This window comes from Pseudomonas sp. JQ36, from assembly GCF_053851495.1.
Genome location: NZ_CM132642.1, coordinates 5155775 through 5172542 on the forward strand (window position 1 = coordinate 5155775; position 16768 = coordinate 5172542).

19 protein-coding genes and 1 tRNA gene are annotated in these 16768 nt (G+C 57.1%); 11 read left to right on the forward strand and 9 right to left on the reverse strand.

Annotation, left to right across the window (positions count from 1 at the left end; all coding sequences use genetic code 11):
* Nucleotides 1-178: 178 nt before the first annotated feature.
* Nucleotides 179-2272 (reverse strand): TonB-dependent receptor, encoded by a 2094-nt coding sequence (locus tag ACS4NR_RS23260; RefSeq protein ID WP_456018451.1) that lies wholly within the window; start codon nt 2270-2272, stop codon nt 179-181.
* 256 nt (nt 2273-2528) lie between these two features.
* Between ACS4NR_RS23260 and ACS4NR_RS23265 the strand changes: the two genes are divergently transcribed.
* From ACS4NR_RS23265 to ACS4NR_RS23290, 6 genes are all read left to right on the forward strand, one after another.
* Nucleotides 2529-3197, forward strand: a complete 669-nt coding sequence (locus tag ACS4NR_RS23265) for a DsbA family protein (protein WP_456018452.1) — start codon at nt 2529-2531, stop codon at nt 3195-3197.
* Between the two features lie 296 nt (nt 3198-3493).
* The gene (locus ACS4NR_RS23270) at nt 3494-4816 is read left to right on the forward strand and encodes an OprD family porin (RefSeq protein WP_253148842.1); all 1323 of its coding nucleotides are present in this window, start codon (nt 3494-3496) and stop codon (nt 4814-4816) included.
* 231 nt (nt 4817-5047) lie between these two features.
* A complete protein-coding gene (locus ACS4NR_RS23275; protein WP_064585516.1) occupies nt 5048-5794 on the forward strand; it encodes a 2OG-Fe dioxygenase family protein in 747 nt (248 codons plus the stop codon).
* A 79-nt stretch (nt 5795-5873) separates the two neighbouring features.
* Nucleotides 5874-6251, forward strand: a complete 378-nt coding sequence (locus tag ACS4NR_RS23280) for a GNAT family N-acetyltransferase (RefSeq protein WP_003220700.1) — start codon at nt 5874-5876, stop codon at nt 6249-6251.
* Nucleotides 6248-6964 (forward strand): AzlC family ABC transporter permease, encoded by a 717-nt coding sequence (locus tag ACS4NR_RS23285; protein ID WP_003220701.1) that lies wholly within the window; start codon nt 6248-6250, stop codon nt 6962-6964. The genes ACS4NR_RS23280 and ACS4NR_RS23285 overlap by 4 nt, the downstream gene beginning before the upstream one ends.
* Complete coding sequence (locus ACS4NR_RS23290; RefSeq protein ID WP_095137941.1) at nt 6943-7260, forward strand: AzlD domain-containing protein; 318 nt, start codon at nt 6943-6945, stop codon at nt 7258-7260. Before ACS4NR_RS23285 ends, ACS4NR_RS23290 begins: the two co-directional genes overlap by 22 nt.
* Here the strand turns inward: ACS4NR_RS23290 and ACS4NR_RS23295 are convergent.
* On the reverse strand, nt 7177-8103 hold the full coding sequence (locus tag ACS4NR_RS23295; protein WP_095137942.1) for a LysR family transcriptional regulator: 927 nt from the start codon (nt 8101-8103) through the stop codon (nt 7177-7179). The two genes, ACS4NR_RS23290 and ACS4NR_RS23295, sit on opposite strands and share 84 nt — an antisense overlap.
* A 442-nt stretch (nt 8104-8545) precedes the next feature.
* Between ACS4NR_RS23295 and ACS4NR_RS23300 the strand changes: the two genes are divergently transcribed.
* The 3 genes from ACS4NR_RS23300 to ACS4NR_RS23310 all read left to right on the forward strand — a co-directional run bounded on the left by ACS4NR_RS23300 (nt 8546) and on the right by ACS4NR_RS23310 (nt 10451).
* Nucleotides 8546-9055, forward strand: coding sequence for a PBECR2 nuclease fold domain-containing protein (locus tag ACS4NR_RS23300; protein ID WP_333989313.1), 510 nt, complete (start codon nt 8546-8548; stop codon nt 9053-9055).
* Between the two features lie 308 nt (nt 9056-9363).
* A complete protein-coding gene (locus ACS4NR_RS23305) occupies nt 9364-9774 on the forward strand; it encodes an MbcA/ParS/Xre antitoxin family protein (RefSeq protein ID WP_007961687.1) in 411 nt (136 codons plus the stop codon).
* Entirely contained in the window at nt 9771-10451 is a 681-nt protein-coding gene (locus ACS4NR_RS23310) for an RES family NAD+ phosphorylase (protein ID WP_456018453.1), read from the forward strand. Before ACS4NR_RS23305 ends, ACS4NR_RS23310 begins: the two co-directional genes overlap by 4 nt.
* Before the next feature lie 52 nt (nt 10452-10503).
* Here the strand turns inward: ACS4NR_RS23310 and ACS4NR_RS23315 are convergent, their stop codons facing one another.
* Entirely contained in the window at nt 10504-10779 is a 276-nt protein-coding gene (locus tag ACS4NR_RS23315) for a DUF3077 domain-containing protein (RefSeq protein WP_456018454.1), read from the reverse strand.
* Between the two features lie 472 nt (nt 10780-11251).
* On the opposite strand from ACS4NR_RS23315, the gene ACS4NR_RS23320 reads away from it, so the two are divergent.
* On the forward strand, nt 11252-11434 hold the full coding sequence (locus ACS4NR_RS23320; protein WP_041071532.1) for a type II toxin-antitoxin system HicA family toxin: 183 nt from the start codon (nt 11252-11254) through the stop codon (nt 11432-11434).
* Between the two features lie 31 nt (nt 11435-11465).
* A complete protein-coding gene (locus ACS4NR_RS23325; RefSeq protein ID WP_448179509.1) occupies nt 11466-11891 on the forward strand; it encodes a type II toxin-antitoxin system HicB family antitoxin in 426 nt (141 codons plus the stop codon).
* Nucleotides 11892-12214: 323 nt separating this feature from the next.
* On the opposite strand, the gene ACS4NR_RS23330 is transcribed toward ACS4NR_RS23325, so the two are convergent.
* The 6 genes from ACS4NR_RS23330 to ACS4NR_RS23355 all read right to left on the reverse strand — a co-directional run bounded on the left by ACS4NR_RS23330 (nt 12215) and on the right by ACS4NR_RS23355 (nt 16762).
* Nucleotides 12215-12454 carry a hypothetical protein gene (locus tag ACS4NR_RS23330; RefSeq protein WP_456018455.1) on the reverse strand — a complete coding sequence of 80 codons (240 nt, stop codon included), beginning with the start codon at nt 12452-12454 and terminating at the stop codon, nt 12215-12217.
* 387 nt (nt 12455-12841) lie between these two features.
* Nucleotides 12842-12917: transfer RNA gene (locus ACS4NR_RS23335), tRNA-Thr, on the reverse strand.
* 420 nt (nt 12918-13337) lie between these two features.
* Complete coding sequence (locus ACS4NR_RS23340) at nt 13338-14573, reverse strand: methyltransferase (protein ID WP_456018456.1); 1236 nt, start codon at nt 14571-14573, stop codon at nt 13338-13340.
* The gene (locus ACS4NR_RS23345) at nt 14554-15243 is read right to left on the reverse strand and encodes an ABC transporter permease (RefSeq protein ID WP_007961692.1); all 690 of its coding nucleotides are present in this window, start codon (nt 15241-15243) and stop codon (nt 14554-14556) included. Before ACS4NR_RS23345 ends, ACS4NR_RS23340 begins: the two co-directional genes overlap by 20 nt.
* Nucleotides 15240-15935, reverse strand: a complete 696-nt coding sequence (locus ACS4NR_RS23350; protein ID WP_007961693.1) for an ABC transporter permease — start codon at nt 15933-15935, stop codon at nt 15240-15242. The genes ACS4NR_RS23345 and ACS4NR_RS23350 overlap by 4 nt, the downstream gene beginning before the upstream one ends.
* A gap of 77 nt (nt 15936-16012) precedes the next feature.
* Nucleotides 16013-16762: an ABC transporter substrate-binding protein gene (locus ACS4NR_RS23355; protein WP_027611242.1), complete on the reverse strand. Its 750-nt coding sequence runs from the start codon at nt 16760-16762 to the stop codon at nt 16013-16015.
* Nucleotides 16763-16768 lie beyond the last annotated feature (6 nt).

Sequence of the window (16768 nt, forward strand, 5' to 3'; positions counted from 1 at the left end):
CAGGGATTGGTAAAAGCGCTGCCGGGATGGCGGCGCTTTTTTATGCACGATGGAAACCATTGCGAACATTGAACCTGTGGGAGGGGGCTTGCTCCCGAATGCAATCAGTCAGTGACGATGGTGTTGCCTGACGCGACGCCTTCGGGAGCAAGCCCCCTCCCACAGGATTTGTGTGCATTCAGAAACTGTAGGTACCGGTCATCACCACGCTGCGCGGTGCGCCTGGCTGGATCTGATATTGGCTGGTGGCCGAGGCGTAATACTCGCGGTCGGTGATGTTGTTCAGTGCCGCGCGCAAGTCCCAGTCCTTGAAGCGGTAGCCGACCAGTGCATCCCAGCGGCCATACCCCGGCAGCACGGTGGTGTTGGCGTTGTCGGCGTAACGCTGGCCAACCAGGGTCAGACCGGTTTCGCCGTACCAGCCCATTTCCGGTTTCCAGGTCAGGAACAGGCTGCCGTTGTGTTTGGCCACGTTGTTGACGCGCTTGCCTTCCAGGCCGTTGTTATCCTTTTCGATAGTGGTGTCCTGCACGCCGACGCCACCGCGCATGTACCAGTTGCCGACCAGTTTGCCGGTGGCGGTCAGTTCGATGCCGCGCGAGCGCTGAAGACCGGTCATGACGGTCAGGGTCGGATCGTTCGGATCACTGGTGCGGCGGTTGTAGAGCTCCAGGTCGTAGACCGCCAGCGTGGTGCTCAGACGATCATTCAGCCAGTCGCTTTTCACGCCGATTTCTTTCTGTTTGGTCAGCTCCGGACTCAAGTCGTTGCTATTACCGGCAGCCCCCGGGGTGATGCCGATCAGGCCGCCGCCAACGGGCGAGAAGGTCTTCGACCACGAGGCATAGAACGAATGATTCTGCAGCGGCGTCCAGACAATCCCGAAGCGTGGACTGGTGCTGTGGCTGTCGCGATCTTCAGTGAGGTTCTTGAGCTGGTTGGTCGACTCGATATCGAAGGTGTCGTAACGCAGGCCGGCCAGCAGTTGCCATTGATCGTTCAGGCGCAACTGGTCTTGCACGTACACCGCGCGGCTTTCGACTTCGGTGTGGCTGTCGCTGAACACCTGCATGCTGCCGGTATGACGGAGCTCGCGGTTGGGGTTGAACAGGTCGAGCGATGGCACCGGTTGTGCGCCTGGGGTCTTGCCAGTCGCGGCGTTGTACAACTTCGGATCACGGCGCTGGCTGCCGATCTCGACGCCGGTCAGCAGGCGATGTTCAAGGCCAAAGGTATCGAAACCACCTTCCAGTTCGAGGTTGTTGTAGACGTTGCGGGTGGTCAGATCCTGCTGCCAGTGCTGGCGCGCGACCTTGTTGTTCTTCGGATCGAAGCCAGTGAGATAGGTGTTGTCGAAATCGCTGTCGAGCTTGAACACACCCAAGGTCTGGCGCAGCTGCCAGTTGTCGTTGATCTCGTAGGTGAGTTTCGAGCGCAGGGACTGCGCCTTGTCGTCGATGAAATCGTGATCGTTGCCGTAGGTGGTGTCGCGACCGACATCCGCCGGGCGGCCATTCACACCGGGAATGCCGCGATCCGGTGTGCGGTTGTAGCGGCTGTATTCGTATTGCACCAGCCAGTTCAAGTCTGGGGTCAATTGCCAGCTCATCGATGGCGCGAACAGTTGGCGATTGCCGCTGACGCCATCGCGGAAACTGTTTTCATCCATATTGCCCATGTTCAGGCGCAGGCTTAAATTTTCGCTGGGGTCGGTGCTGAGGTCGGCGTACAGGCTGCGCAGGTCTTCGCTGCCGCCCTGGGCCTCGATGGTCGAACGACGGCCGAACTCGGGCAGCTTGCTCACGCGGTTGACGATCCCGCCCTGGCTGCCACGGCCGTAGAGCACTGCCGCCGGACCTTTGAGCACTTCGACCCGCTCGATGTTGTGCAGGTCGCGCTTGTACTGGCTGTCATCGCGAATGCCATCCAGATAGAAGTCGTTGCTGGCGTCGAAGCCGCGGATACGCAGGCTGTCGAAGCGCGTGTCGGCGCTGCTGCTGACGTTGGGAATCCCGCTCAGGGCGTCGCCGATGTCATTGGTGCCGTAGTCGGCGACGTTTGAGGTCTTGATCGAGTCGATGGCCTGCGGCACATAGCGCACCGGTGTCGAGGTGCGAGTCGCAGTGTTGCTGATCTTGACGCGCGGGTCCTCGGCTTGTTCTTCGGCGCTGATCGCGGTGGCGGGCAGTTCGGTGGCGGAGTAAGCAAAACCGCTGGACAGAAAGGCAGACAATCCAAGGGTGACAGGCGTGAGGCGGAACGGGGCAGGCATGGAAAAGCGCATCCGAAAGGGTAAGGAAATTCAAACGCGCGAATGGTAATGCTTTGCATTTACTCCTGTAATTTATTCCTGAGAAGTTCCCCTGTCAGATTGTTTCAATTTATGTCGATTTCGATACAACCTGATCAGTCGATCCATTCGACCGATTCTCGAAACAGTCTGAGAGCCATTCCGGCGTTTTTCCCCAACACGCGTAGGAATAGTCTGCCGGCATCGAATTTTTCTACTTTGTTGCCGGAGTTCTCTCATGATCCTTCACTACATTTACGATCCATTGTGCGGCTGGTGCTACGGCGCCAAACCGCTGGTGCAAGCGGCGCAACATGTACTGCCGGTCGTTGCCCATGCGGGCGGAATGATGAGCGGCGCGAATCGCCAGCAAGTTTCGCCGCAACTGCGCGATTACGTCATGCCCCACGATCGGCGCATTGCCGAATACACCGGACAACCCTTTGGCGAAGCGTATTTCGAAGGTCTGCTGCGTGATCACTCGGCGGTTTTCGATTCGACGCCGCCGATTGCGGCGGTGATGGCGGCAGAGGCCATCGACGGTCGCGGTTTGCAGATGCTCGGACGTTTGCAGACGGCGCATTACGTTGAAGGACGGCGGATTGCCAATGAATCCATACTTTTCGAACTCGCCAGTGATTTGGGCTACGCGGAGAACACCTTTGCGGCTGCGTTTAAATCCGTTGATACGACAGCGCACGTAAAAGCCAGTCGCAGATTGCTGGCACAACTCGGTGGGCAGGGTTTTCCGACGTTGGCGCTGGAGCAGGATGGGCAGTTCACCTTGATCGACATCAGCCCATGGCTAGGCAAACCGCAGGCTTTCGCCGACTGGTTGGAGCAAGCGGTGGTGGTTGATGAGCCGAGGCAATCCTCCGCGCAATGCGGCCTCGACGGCTGCGCGTAATTGCGCTGGATTCACTGGCTGAGCGCATTTCCGAGCAATGTGCTATCGCAAAATTTACGATTCTTAGACGATTTTTACCTATTTAAAGACGATTCTTGAAATTGACACATTATTGAGGGCGCGGCTACGATTCGGCCCAACGCCTGTGGCCAACCGCCATGACTCAAGAATAACAAGCAGGCCCGCCATGACTTTGTCGTGGGCGGGTCTTTTTGTTTCGGGGTGAAAAAAGAGTGCAATAGCGCCGTTTCAGCCGTTCGACACAGCGCGTTTCAACCCGTAATAAGGAAAACAAAATGTTGAACAAGCGAATCAGTCTGATCGCACTGGGGATGTTGAGTGCCACTTCGGCAATGGCTGACGGCCAGGCCGAATCCAAGGGTTTTGTAGAAGACAGCAGCCTGAAAGTGCTGCTGCGCAATGCCTACATCAATCGTGATTACAAAGATGGTAACGAAGACAAAGCCGAGTGGGGCCAGGCGGCCATCGGTACGTTCTCTTCCGGTTTCACCCAAGGCACCGTTGGTGTGGGTGTTGATGCTTTCGGTCTATACGCACTGCGTCTGGATGGCGGCAAGGGCCGTAGCGGCGCTGGTGGTATCGACTTCTTCAAACAAGACAACGGCAACGTTGCAGGCGAGCATGGCGATGCTTCCAGCGATCTGGCCAAGGCTGGCGCAGCGGTAAAATTCCGCTTCTCCAACACCGTGCTGACTTACGGTGACCAGATGCCGGCGCTGCCGGTGCTGAACTACGACAACTCGCGTCTGCTGCCGGAAAGCTACACCGGTACTTTGATCACTTCCAAAGAGATCAAGGGTCTGGAGCTGAATGCCGGTCGCTTCACCGCCGAATCGCGCAAGAGTGATGAGGGTCGTGACAGCGGTGGCCTTAAGTCGATCAACGTATTGGGTGGTAGCTACCAGTTCACTGAAAACTTCAAGGGCGCGTTGTACGCTTCCGACGTTGAAGACGTGTTGAAGAAACAATACGTAAACGCAAACTACGTGTTGCCGTTCAACAAGGATCAGTCGCTGACCCTGGACTTCAACGGCTACCGCACCAAGCTGGACAGTTCTTACGTTCGTGAGAACACTGTTCCGGGCAAGAGCATCGTGACCGGTCAGGACAACAAGATCTGGAGCCTGGCAGCGACTTTCGCCACTGGCCCGCACTCGTTCACCGTAGCGCACCAGCGCTCCACCGGCGATAGCAACCTGGGCTACGCGTACGGCGGTTATCAGAAAGATCAGCAGCGGATTGGCGACGGTGGCAACACCATCTACCTGGCCAACTCCTACTGGTCGGACTTCAACGCTGAAGACGAGCGCAGCTGGCAGCTGGGCTACGGCCTGGACTTCGGCGCATTCGGCGTACCGGGTCTGAGCTACAACTTCGCGTACGTGCGTGGCGACAACATCACCACTTCTACCAGCACCGGCGGTACCGAGCGCGAAATCTTCAACCAGTTCAAATACGTCGTACAAAGTGGCCCGGCGAAAGACCTGAGCGTGAAATTGCGCAGCTCGATCCTGCGTGTGTCGCAGAAATCCAGCGAGTACAACGTCAGCGGCAACGAAGTGCGTGTATTCGTCGACTACCCGATCAACATCTTCTGATGAACGATGCGGTGTAAGAAACATGAGAAAACCCCGACTGGCTCGGGGTTTTTTTTCGAGGTCTTTTCTGCGTAAACCGTAAAAAACCCGTGTTTTTGTCACGTAAAAGTTGTTTTGAGGCGTCTTCAAGTACCGTTTCAAACAGGGCTTTAAATGCCTGAAATTCTTTCTCATGGACGCAAATTCTCCACCTAATAGATTAGGCCGCTCAACGCAGCGGAGAATTTGGTAATGATCGTTTTGAACAGAGAAGTGGGCGAATCGCTACGGCGCGACAAATATGTCAACGTCCAGGGTGGTGACTTCAATCTCTACGGTCATTTTGCCGACTTCGTCAGACTGACCAAAAGTTGGGAAAACATGGAGCCAGACAGTTACTACGGTCAGGCCGAAGCCGGCATGCGTTACCGTCGTTACAGCGACTTCGAGTACAACCCGAAAACACGTGAATTGAAGCAACTCGAGCATCGCGCGTACGTGCAGTCGAAAGAGAACAACGCCTATGTGGGCGGTGTTGTGCGGCACTTTCAGGACTTCTCCGATGAAGTAATCACTTCGCCGGTAATGCGCAGCCTGATCGACACCGATTTCGAAGTGTACAAAAGCGTGTTGCCGGAAGAATTGCACGATGAGATCTGGCAGTGCCAGATCCATCAGATCCGCATCGAGATCAAACCCGGCAAACAACTGGAAATCACCCCGGAAGGGATTCACTGCGACGGCTATCCGTTCAGCGGTGTGCACTTTTGGGGGCGCAACAATGTCGAGGGCGCGGAAAGCCGTTTGTACGATGTGCACGAGCATCAACTGGCGTCGACCACCTACCAGGAAATTCTCGACACCACCTACTTCCTTGATCGGGACATGCGCCACTACGTGACCCCGGCGCGCAACACCCACACGCATGCCATGGCGTATCGGCAGATTCTGGCGATTTCCTTCTCGCGGCCCGGGACCGCTTTCGACATTGTTCGCTAATCAGATCACCCCAATCGATGGTGTCGAGTGCTCGACGCCGGTGGTGCTGCGACGCGCCACCGCCAAGGACGCGCAGCGCATGGAGCGCTTCTTCCGGCAGTTCGACGAAGTGTCGTTCTGCGAATGGCAGGATGCCAAATGCCTGCGCGGTGTATTGATCCAGAAGACCACCACGGCCTATCTGGCCTTCGACGTCGAAGGCGAAATCGTCGGTGCGGTGCTCGGCGGCATGCTCGGCAGTCGCGGCACCATCAACCACCTCGCGGTCAGCCCGCGCTATCGCAGTCAGGGCGTCGGCCAGCGGCTGGTGGAAGCGGCGTCATCCGACATGAAACGGGTCGGTGTATTACGGATGTTTCTGTTCGTCGACGATGCTAACCTCGCGGGCAAGCGATTCTGGACTGCCCAAGGTTTTTGCGAACCCCACGGCGAGCGGACATTTGAGAGGGATCTATGAATGAAACGTCCGGCAGTGCGCCGCTGATGGCTGCTCATCAGCCATCGCGCACGTTTGCCGAAGCCAGCCCGGTGGTGGCCGGTTACTTCACGGTGTCGTTCGTGTTTGGGCTGATGGCGGTGAACGCCGGGCTGCCAATGTGGCTGCCGGTGGCGATGTGTCTGTTCGTCTACGCCGGGGCTTCGCAATTTGCCGCGCTGGCGCTGATCTCCAGTGGCGCTTCGCTGACCACCATCGTGCTGACCACCTTCCTGATCAATGCGCGGCACATGCTGATGTCGGTGTACATGGCCAAGGCCCTGCGCGCACTGGGGCTCAGCCGCATGGAGCGCTGGGCCTACGCCGGTGGCCTGACCGACGAATCCTTTGCGTTCCACAGCGTCAAACTGGGCACCGGCGCGCCGGTCAACATCCGTTACCTGATCGGCTTCAACCTGTTCTGCCACACCTCTTGGGTGCTGGGAGGATTGCTGGGCGCTGTGTGCGCGCAATACGCGTCGCACCTGATCAAATATCAGCTCGACTACGCACTGACCGCAATGATGCTCTATGTGCTGGTGTCGCTGTGCAACACCCGCAACAAACTCATCGCCGCCGCGGCTGCCGTCGCCTGCATGGGCGCGCTGAGCCTGGTCGGTACTTCGCCATTCAACGTATTCATCGCCACGTTTGTGGGCTGCGGAGTGGGTGTATGCCTGACCAAACGTTCCTGATTCTGGTGGTCGCGCTGATGATGGCCGTGACCTTCCTGCCACGCGCGTTGCCGCTGCAGGTCAACACCGAGCACTGGCCGCCATTCGTTGCGCGGGCGCTGGAGTACCTGCCGGTGGCGATCGTCGCTGCGATCAGCCTGACACCCTTGTTGATCAAGGATCAGCACATACAGCTCGATCGCCCGGAATTTTATGCAGCCATTCCGACGTTGTTATGTGCGTATTTCAGCAAAAACCTCTTTCTCAGTGTGGCGGTTGGGACGGCTGCGTACATTGCGCTCGGCTCGATCATGTAGCGGCAGATCGACCACGTCGTTCAGGGCCTGGCCCGACAGGTTCGGGTTATTCACCGCCAGACGCACTTCGAGGAAATCCTCAAAACCGGGAAAAATCGTCAGGCCGTTCTTTTGCGCGGCCTCACGAGACACCATGCCCACTGCGTCCATCTGCGTGATCAACGACAGCGTCAGAGTTTCACTGCAGGAATAGACCATGCGCTGACCGTTCTCGTGATTGCCCAGTCCGGCGTCGAGAAAACGCAGGAAGCTGTGGGAATACGGACAATCTTCCGCAGGACGCACCTGAAACTTGTTGCCTAGCAACGTCAGTGGATCGTTTTCCTGCCCGCAATGCGCACCGACCACCTGCACCTGCACATCCGGCAGGACGATACTCGGCAGACCCGGCCGCTGCGGGCCGATCAGCACCGCAAGATCAAAGTCTTCATTCTTCAGCTTGCTGAGGTTCTCCATCGACTCGGCGTAGCTGAATTCCATCTGGTAATCGGGAAACACCTCGATCAGGCGTCCGATCATTCGCCGGTTGAAGTCAGACGACAACGTGTTGTTCAACGCAACCTTCAATGTGCGCTGGCCCGGCACCTTGAGCGCCTCGACCTTTTCTTCCATCTGTCGCGTGGCAATCAGCACTTTGTCCATGTAGGGCGTCAGCTCAGTGCCTTGCGGCGTCAGCGTCAGCCCTTTGTTGGAACGTCGAAACAAGCGGAAACCGAACTGCTCTTCGACCTTGTTCAACTGCGCGGCCAGGGCCTGCACAGTCAGGCACGAATGCTCGGCTGCGGCCGACAACGAGCCGGTCTGCACGATGCGCATGAGGTTGCGTAAGGTTCTGCTATCCATGGGTAATGCCCTCTGAAGTGGGCTGGGTATTGTTGTTTACGAGACTGCCGATCCGGCGTCATATGCCGGCTATATTCCAGCACCTGAGCATAGTTGTCGCGGGTTTAGTAGCGAATTGATGTCCCCGCCGATGGCTGGAAGCTGACACAGGATCGGGATTTTTGATGACGTGGGGGTGATTGGGGTCAAGAAAAGTGCCCGATTCGGACGAGTCGGGCACTTTTTTTACGCCTCGGACTACAGCTTTTTTGAATGTTTCCCACACCGAAACGCCACTGTTTTGCACCGTTGTCGGAAGCCTCCTATAGAAAAGAGCGAACGGGCTTATTTACCGCCGAAGCACAAGTGGCTGAAATATCAGGTAGTTATTTTCGGGACTTCTAGTCCGAGGCCATGGATTTCCAGGCAATGCCGGCATCCGCGAAGCTAGCGAGTCGATGCCATGAGTTTGCAGGGGAGCAGGGCGTTACCCGATCAAAAAAACTGGAAAGATCTGGGCCTGCCGGATATTCGCGATATTGACCCCGGGCTTCTGATTTCTGCGGTTAGAGAGCTGCCAGGTGAACTGAGTCTTAATGCAGCGTGGGAGCAGGTTGCCAGAGGCTTCGGACTTGATCATGGTCTTGATGCTGTTCTGATCGAAACGCCATATGTGCCGATTTTGGTGAAGCGCGAGCATTTGCTTCATACGGTGGAAAAGCGCCCGAATGCCCGTGAGCGGTTCACCGAATTTGCGCGAGATACCCTGACGAGGCCGTTAGAGATATGGCGGGTTTCTTACGATGACGCCTCGTTTCGACTCTCTTTCATCGGTGCTTACAACGCGAGATACCAGATGCTGGTGGTGGTTCATGTTGAACGCGGCAACGTACTCTGGAATTTTATGAACTGTGACAAGAAAGGCCTGAACAAGCATCGGCATGGTGAGCTGTTGTATCAACGTTACCGGTAGCTCAAACGAAAAAGGGCAGCCTTCTCAGGCTGCCCTTCACATAATGTTGCTTGATATTGTGCTCCCTCAAGCAGGGGAGAAGAGGTCTCACCCGAACGCTGATTTTCAGGTCATCAACGGGGTTCCTAACGCCGACTATTGCCACCTGAAGGCAGTCGGTTTCGCGCTCTTGCGCCAGATTCTCTGCCACGGAACATAGAGGTGTCAAGCTTGGAATTTCAAGGTTCTTATTCGCATGCGAATAGATCTTTTGTAAAAATTCATATGTGTACTACGCTCAGCTTGCGGACCAGCCAAGAAGGACGACCATGCCTACCTCATCCCCAGCCCTCACCCCGCGTGAACAACTCGACGTCCCCGAGGCCGGGCGCGTCGCGCTGAAGTTTTTCTTCAATCTCATGGAGCGCTGGGGTTGCAACGCCGAGCAGCAGCGCACTTTGCTGGGTGGCGTCGGCAACACCACGTTCTACAAGTACAAACACCTGCCGCCGAACATTCGCCTGCCGCACGACACGCTGGAGCGCATCTCGTATCTGATGGGCATTCACAAGGCCTTGAGCATCATCTTCAGCAACAGCCGCGAGCGTGCTTATACGTGGGTCAGCAGCCCCAACACGGCTGCGCCATTCAATGGTCGAACGGCGCTGGATTACATGCTCGCGGGGAGGGTGGTCGATATCGCCGACGTGCGCCGCTACCTCGATGGGGTGCGCGGTTGAAGGCCCCGCCGCTGGCTGAGCCGCAATGGCCGAAGGCCTACCGGATCGTCAACAGCAGCTTCCCGCCGATTGCGTTGTTCGAAGACGTGCTCGACCCCGAAGACCTGGAAATCGCCTACGCGCTGGAAGCACTGACCAACGATCGCCTGATCGAGCAGGCCGGTGTACTCGCTCGTGTACGCCACGAAGACCGACTCTCCGGCCCCGGTTCAACCCCGGTGATGGCGGCGTTTACCCATATCGGCAAAAGCAGCCGCTTCACCGATGGCACCTTCGGCGTCTACTACGCCGCCAGCAGCCAGGCCGCGGCCATCGCCGAAACTTGCTATCACCAGGAACGCTTCCTCGCGGCCACCAACGAAGCGGATCTTGAGTTGACCATGCGTACTTACGTCAATCGGGTGGTTAAGCCGCTGCACGATGTTCGTGATGACTTTCCCGATTTGCATCAACCCGATCCAGACGCCTATGGCCCATCCCAGGCGTTTGCCCGACAACTGCGTGAGTCTGAATCGTGGGGGATGCTCTACAACAGCGTTCGCCTGCCGGGCCACGAATGTGTCGCCGCTTTCCGGCCGCCAGCGGTGTCGATTCCGAAGCAGGGCAAACATCTGCGTTATGTGTGGAGTGCGAGTCAACGCAGGATTTCGTTTGTGTTTGAGATCAGTCAGGTTTGAAGCGCAAGAAAGCCCTCGCGGTACCGCGAGGGCTTTCTTTTGGCGGTTTACGTCAATGGCTTGCTGTTGGCGCATCAAGTACTTTCACCACATCGTCGATCAGTGCTTTGCTCAACTCCTGCAGATACTGAGAGGCATAAGCGTGAAGATCCGGATCGCGCGAGACTGAAGTGTCCGCAGTGAGCAATCGTGAGATGTGAAGCAAGTGGGAGGCGTGAGAAAGGGCGGCTATTACCGGCACACCACGATTGGTGCGGAACAGCGCTTGATTGGCCTGGAAGGAAAAGTGCGTAAGTCCTGGAGTTTTCAAATCGAGGTAGTCGGTCATTTCGTTTCACCTGCCGTATCCATGGCGTGAAGTGAGGTGACCGGTGTGGCAGCGCGGCGGATTACGGATGGATCGATGGCATTCATTTGTGAACTCCCTGTATCAAATGAGAGCTGCCATTTTTCGTTCTCAGGCGAAAGGGTGGCAGCTATGCGCAGGCTGAGAAACCGGAGATACAGGAACCCGGCAGACCCGAAGGTCTCCCACGCACAGCCGCCATTACACGTGAGTGCGGGTGCAAAAAAAGCGCCGGCAATCATGGGTTTGGGGCGCTGGTGCGCCTGTATCTTACCCGGGTTCTCAGGCCCGGTCGCTGAATTGGCAGCGATGGGATTGACGGTAGCTTGCGGAGGACGGATGCGCAATCGTGGCCAGGTGGTGGCCGTTGCCATCTCTGTGTAGTGCAACACTTATGTTGCGCGCGCAGCAAATATGTTGCACATTCGCTTTACCGAAACGGCGAGTGATGCACATGAAGTACAGCGAGTTTCGGCGATGGTTGAAAGCCCAAGGCGTTGAGTTTCAAACCGGCAAGGGCAGTCACTTCAAGGTTTCCTTGAATGGCAAATCAACTGTGTTTCCCGACCATGGAGCCAAGGAAATGGGCGAAGGGTTGAGAAAATCGATAATCAAACAGCTGGGCCTCAAGGATTGAGGCTCAGCTGTACCCCATGAGAGGAATCGTGATGTTCGAATATGCGTTGGAAGTTCACGAAGAGCCGGACAGTGTCTGGTTGTCCTGCGCAGAAATTCCTGAGATGCACGCCGTTGGCGACACCCTCGAGCAAGCGTTGGACACCGCCATTGATGCAATCGAGACGGCGCTCTCGATATACGTTGATGATCGCCGGTTGATTCCGACCGGGCAGGCAGGAGAACAGGCAAGTGACGTCGTATTGCGTCTGCCTGCGCTGACTGCAGCAAAGGTTGCTCTGTGGAATACGCTTTTGGAGTCAGGTTTAAGCAAGGCCGAGTTGGCACGTCGTCTCGGCGTACAACGGCCCCAGGTCGATCGCTTGGTAGATTTTCTGCATCACTCCAAAATCGAGAATGTTGAGCGTGCGTTGCAGCAACTTGGAAGGCGGATTTCGCTTTCGGTTCAAGCTGCATAAGTTCAGCAAGCGTGCGTTGGAGAAAATAGCTGAAGGCGAAGAAAAGGCATGGCAAATGAACTAGGGCGATTTCAGACGGACGTGATGGAATCTGTACGTCAGATGATGGCTGGAAAGGCCTCGCGCGTAACGCTGCTGCCGCTCTCGGCGGCCACTGAAGAGCAAAGGAAGGCCGGGGTTTCTCAAAGCGTTTTCGCCAACCTAAGCTCCGTAGTGACACGAGCAAAATAAGGTGGGGAAAAATAGAGTCAGACCACAGTCTCAGCTCAAAAAGTGGTCTGTCCCTTATTTCCTCCTTATTTCCCTTATTTCCCTTATTTCCCTTATTTCCCTGCTTTGGCCTGTTCAGGGAGGAAGTTGGCTCGTGCCTCGTCTTGACTGCGCAACCAGCGTTCGGCGTCCTCAAAGGTGTTCATGCAGGTTCTGCCATAAGTCGACAAGGCCAGTATGCTGCGTTGGGTGAGTTGAATATCAGATGTGCACAGATCGATGAATAACGAGAGCGCGTTTCCGGCCTCCTCAAATGCTTCGCGGATTTCCAAGGCTTTTTTGCATGTAGACATCAGTTGACTCCCTGTTCCATGTTGTCGGCGGCGAGTTTATGCGCAAAGCTCTGCGTCACAATCAACTTCGCGTATCAACTTGTGACGGACCTTCAGCGCTCGCTTATTTGAATTTTGTCGGTGGGGGAGTTCGATATCTCAACTGCTGACAAGGTGCTGAATGGCGTGTCTGCAGATTGTTGGCTTTGCTCCATGGGGAGGCCTTTTGCGCTGATGAAGTCAGGCGGTCTTGTGTGGGTTGCCGCGATCTACAGCAAAGATCTTTTAGATAGGGTGAGCGCTCATAACTTCAGGGTCAAAGTCATGAACACTCAGCTGTTGCGCTTTTCATATTCAAACGCCAGAAACAACAAAGCCCCTGCATTTCTGCAGGGGCTTCGTTTTGTATGGTGCCGGCACCAGGAGTCGAACCCGGGACCTACTGATTACAAGTCAGTTGCTCTACCAACTGAGCTATACCGGCGTGTGGGCGACGATTATAGCGATTGGGTTGGTTCTGTAAACCCCTGAATTCAGACTATTTTTACGCAGGCGCTGGATCAGGCTTGGCGTGAGCGGTGTCGCCGAGTTTTTAGCCGCAAAACCGAGGTGCTACGCGATCAAGCCAGAATGAGCGTGAGGGCAGGATTTCTGCAACGTTCAAGCACCCATTTCACCCGTTTATGTCGTTTTGATTGGAAGCTTATGCACAACGGATGGGCGCTACGGTGGCGTTGCAGGGGATTTTGTGGACACGTTCTCATTTTGCGCGCAAAGCCCTGTTTTACAGGTTTTTTATCTATATGAACAAAAAATGACCAATGGTGTTTTTGCCATGCAATAGCCGTAGATATTGGATCCACGGGAAAACCATCAACAGAGTTATCCACAGGCTGTAAAGATTTTAATCGCGCTCGGCCAGCAGCAGAAAATTACGCGGACTCAGCGGTGCGTCGCAAAAGGTGCCGAGGCGTACGACGTATCCCTGTTCGGTGAGGAAAATGGCTCGATCAAGATTCAGCCAAAGCTCCAGCGGTCGTCGGAACAATCCGCGGAGCAATTCCAGGTTGCGAACTTCGGCCAACCGCTGCCAACCGGCGGTTTCCAGTGCCTGCCAATCTGGCGTGCCGATTGTGGATAACTCTTTCAGTGCTGCCAGATCGCGGCAGTAATCGGCGAACGGTTTGTCCAGCCAGGCGCTGGGCAGGGACGGGGTGGGCAGGTATTCGTCGACGCAGCGCACTTGCCGTTGCAGCAAATCGAAAGCCAGGCGTCGGGCCATGGAGGTGTCGCGCTGACGTCGGACTCTTGCACCGGCGGTGACGGTTTCGCTCATGGGCAGCGCCAGATCTTCGAGCGAGAGCTGTAGGGCGGATCGCAAACCCGCTGAGGACAATGCCTGGTACTCGTTGCGCTTGATCCGGTTGTAGCAGCACGGGGCGATGGCCATCTGCTGACATCCGGCAGCGCTTGCCAGTTGCATCAGGCGCACATGCAGATCGCCGCAGGCGTGCAGGGCGACCGGGGTGTGCTGAGCACTTATAACGCTCGCTGCGTCTGCCGCCAGTACATCCTGCTCGACATGCAGGGCGTGCAAACGATGGCGCTGACTTAATGCCTGACCACTGGCGACCAACGCCGGATCGTATTCGACACAAGTCAGTTGTTGCCCGGTACTCAACAGGCGTCGGCCCAGATGTCCCTTGCCGGAGCACCAGTCCAGCCAGTGCGTCGGCTGCGAGGCGAAAGACAAGCGACTGGCGAAGGCTTCGATCTGCTGCCACTTGCGCCCCGGCACATCGACATTCAATCGGTGGCCTGGGGTTTCCAGCGCATGCTCCGGCAGCTCAACGACCGCGCTCAGCTCAGCCGACAACGCCGCCAATGCAGCGAACGGCTCCGGGGCATCGACGAGATCGGCAGGATGGTTATGCGCCCGCTCTGCATCTTCCAGCGATCGTCCGCGTAGCCACTTGGACAATTCGGGGTAGGCGGTTTCCCATGGAAGCGAAAGATGGGTGAACGGACGAGGTTTCCACAGCGCCTGATGCTCAATCAGAAAAGCATCCAGCGCGATGAAGCGGGCGAGTAGGGCCTCGCCCGTCAGCACGTGGGAAGTATCAACGCCCTTGGCAGGCATCGACGCGCAGCCAGCGCTCCAGCAGCTTGAAGCCGCGCACCAGCACGTAGGACATCAGCAGATAGAACACGCCGGCGGCGAAGAAGATTTCCACCGGCAGGTAGGTGCGGGCGATGATCGTGCGGGCCATGCCGGTCAGTTCCAGCAGGGTCACGGTGCTCGCCAGCGCGCTGGCCTTGAGCATCAGGATCACTTCATTGCTGTAGGCCGGCAGGCCGATGCGCGCCGCTCGCGGCAGCATGATGTAGAACATCGCCTTGGGCTTGGACATGCCCAGCGCTCGTGCCGCTTCGATCTCGCCGGGCGGAATGGCCTGGATCGCGCCGCGCAGGATCTCGGCGATGTACGCCGCCGTGTGCAGGGTCATGGTTGCGGTGGTACACCAGAACGGATCGCGCAGGTATGGCCACAGCGCGCTGTTACGCACTGCATCGAACTGCGCCAGGCCGTAATAGACGAGGAACAGTTGCACCAGCAGCGGCGTGCCACGGAAAAAGAAGATGTAGGCGTAGGGCAAAGCGCGCACGTACCACAGCTTCGAAGAGCGGGCGATGCCCAGTGGAATTGCCAGCAGCAGGCCGGCAATCACGGCAATCGCCACCAACTCCAGGGTCAGGGTCGCGCCCTGCGCCAGTTTTGGCAGCCATTTGATGATCACTTCCCAGTTCATGAAGCGCTCCTCGCAAAGCCGCGAGCGGCGCGTTTTTCCAGGAAGTGCATGCCGGTCATCGCCAGCACCGTCAGGCCCAGGTACATGACCGCCGCCACCAGATAGAAGGTGAACGGTTGTTTCGACACGGTCACGCCGATCTGCGCGTGACGCATGATTTCTTCCAGGCCGATCACCGACACCAGCGCGGTGTCTTTCATCAGGATCATGAACAGGTTGCCCAGACCGGGCAGGGCGATGCGCCACATCTGCGGCATGATCAGCTTGGTGAAGATCCGCCATTTCGACAGTCCCAGCGCCACACCCGCTTCGCGATGGCCTTTGGGAATGGCAAGGATCGCGCCGCGGAACACTTCCGTGGCGTAGGCGCCGAAGCACAGGCCCAGCGCAATCACGCCGGCGGCGAAGGCGCTGAGTTGCAGGTCGGGATTGCCGAAAAACTCACCGAGGCTGCGCATCAGGTTGACCGTACCGAAGTAGATCAACAGCACCCAGAGCAATTCCGGGACGCCACGCACCAGCGTCGAATAAGTGCCGCCAAGCCATTGCAGCGGCTTGTACGGGGAAGTCTTGGCCAAGGCGCCGAGCAGGCCGAGCACCAGTCCCAGGCACAGGGCCGTCAGCGCCAGTTTGACGGTCATCAGCGCACCGGCGGCGAGGGCCGGGCCGAATCCGTAGAGGTCGATAATCATGGATTTCTTTTCAAATCGCGGCAGGCAAGGCCGGGAGCCGGCGCCGTCGGATCACGGCGCCAGTCCCGCAGGTCAGATCAATAGATGCTGAACGGGAAGTACTTGTCGTTGATCTTCTTGTAGGTACCGTCAGCGACGATTTCCTTCAGTGCGGCGTTCAGCTTCTCACGCAACGGATCGCCTTTGCGCACGGCGATGCCGATTTTGTCGCTTTCCACGACAGCATCGCCCTTGAACTCGTAGTTCTTGCCGGCGTCGCTTTTCAGCCAGTCGTAGTTGGCGTACTTGTCGGCGAGGATCGCGTCGACACGACCGGAGGTCAGGTCCAGGTAGGCGTTTTCCTGGGTGTCGTAGAGTTTGACTTCGATATCGCTGCCGTAGGTGTCCTCAAGCCAAGTGCCAGCGAGGGTGGCGCGCTGGGTGCCGATGATCTTGCCTTTGAGCGAATCCTTGTCGGTTTTGAAGTCTTTATCTTTCGGCGCGATGAACTGCAGCTTGTTCGAGTAGTACGGGTCAGTGAAATCCACCGCGCCCTTGCGTTCTTCGGTGATCGACAGCGAGGAGACCAGGAAGTCGAACTTCTTGGCGTTCAGCGCAGGAATGATGCCGTCCCAGTCGGAGGTAACCACGCTGCACTCGACTTTCATCTTGGCGCACAGGGCGTCGCCGATGTCTTTGTCGAAGCCGACCACGTTGCCGCTGGCGTCTTTGTTGTTGAACGGCGGGTAAGCCGCTTCGATGCCCATCTTCAGAGTCTCGGCCATGGCACCGGCGCTGAACGCGAGGGTGACGGCGGCGGCCAGGAAGACCTTCTTAAAATTCTGCATGCATGT

Excerpts from the sequence above, each read along its gene's own strand:
- ACS4NR_RS23260 (WP_456018451.1), bottom strand. The coding sequence starts at position 2,272 with ATGCCTGCCCCGTTCCGCCTCACGCCTGTCACCCTTGGATTGTCTGCC.
- ACS4NR_RS23290 (WP_095137941.1), top strand. The coding sequence starts at position 6,943 with ATGCCTGACCAAACGTTCCTGATTCTGGTGGTCGCGCTGATGATGGCC.
- ACS4NR_RS23265 (WP_456018452.1), top strand. The coding sequence starts at position 2,529 with ATGATCCTTCACTACATTTACGATCCATTGTGCGGCTGGTGCTACGGC.
- ACS4NR_RS23275 (WP_064585516.1), top strand. The coding sequence starts at position 5,048 with ATGATCGTTTTGAACAGAGAAGTGGGCGAATCGCTACGGCGCGACAAA.
- ACS4NR_RS23325 (WP_448179509.1), top strand. The coding sequence starts at position 11,466 with ATGTTCGAATATGCGTTGGAAGTTCACGAAGAGCCGGACAGTGTCTGG.
- ACS4NR_RS23270 (WP_253148842.1), top strand. The coding sequence starts at position 3,494 with ATGTTGAACAAGCGAATCAGTCTGATCGCACTGGGGATGTTGAGTGCC.
- ACS4NR_RS23285 (WP_003220701.1), top strand. The coding sequence starts at position 6,248 with ATGAATGAAACGTCCGGCAGTGCGCCGCTGATGGCTGCTCATCAGCCA.
- ACS4NR_RS23355 (WP_027611242.1), bottom strand. The coding sequence starts at position 16,762 with ATGCAGAATTTTAAGAAGGTCTTCCTGGCCGCCGCCGTCACCCTCGCG.
- ACS4NR_RS23295 (WP_095137942.1), bottom strand. The coding sequence starts at position 8,103 with ATGGATAGCAGAACCTTACGCAACCTCATGCGCATCGTGCAGACCGGC.
- ACS4NR_RS23345 (WP_007961692.1), bottom strand. The coding sequence starts at position 15,243 with ATGAACTGGGAAGTGATCATCAAATGGCTGCCAAAACTGGCGCAGGGC.
- ACS4NR_RS23340 (WP_456018456.1), bottom strand. The coding sequence starts at position 14,573 with ATGCCTGCCAAGGGCGTTGATACTTCCCACGTGCTGACGGGCGAGGCC.
- ACS4NR_RS23320 (WP_041071532.1), top strand. The coding sequence starts at position 11,252 with ATGAAGTACAGCGAGTTTCGGCGATGGTTGAAAGCCCAAGGCGTTGAG.
- ACS4NR_RS23300 (WP_333989313.1), top strand. The coding sequence starts at position 8,546 with ATGAGTTTGCAGGGGAGCAGGGCGTTACCCGATCAAAAAAACTGGAAA.
- ACS4NR_RS23280 (WP_003220700.1), top strand. The coding sequence starts at position 5,874 with ATGGAGCGCTTCTTCCGGCAGTTCGACGAAGTGTCGTTCTGCGAATGG.
- ACS4NR_RS23305 (WP_007961687.1), top strand. The coding sequence starts at position 9,364 with ATGCCTACCTCATCCCCAGCCCTCACCCCGCGTGAACAACTCGACGTC.
- ACS4NR_RS23350 (WP_007961693.1), bottom strand. The coding sequence starts at position 15,935 with ATGATTATCGACCTCTACGGATTCGGCCCGGCCCTCGCCGCCGGTGCG.
- ACS4NR_RS23315 (WP_456018454.1), bottom strand. The coding sequence starts at position 10,779 with ATGACCGACTACCTCGATTTGAAAACTCCAGGACTTACGCACTTTTCC.
- ACS4NR_RS23330 (WP_456018455.1), bottom strand. The coding sequence starts at position 12,454 with ATGTCTACATGCAAAAAAGCCTTGGAAATCCGCGAAGCATTTGAGGAG.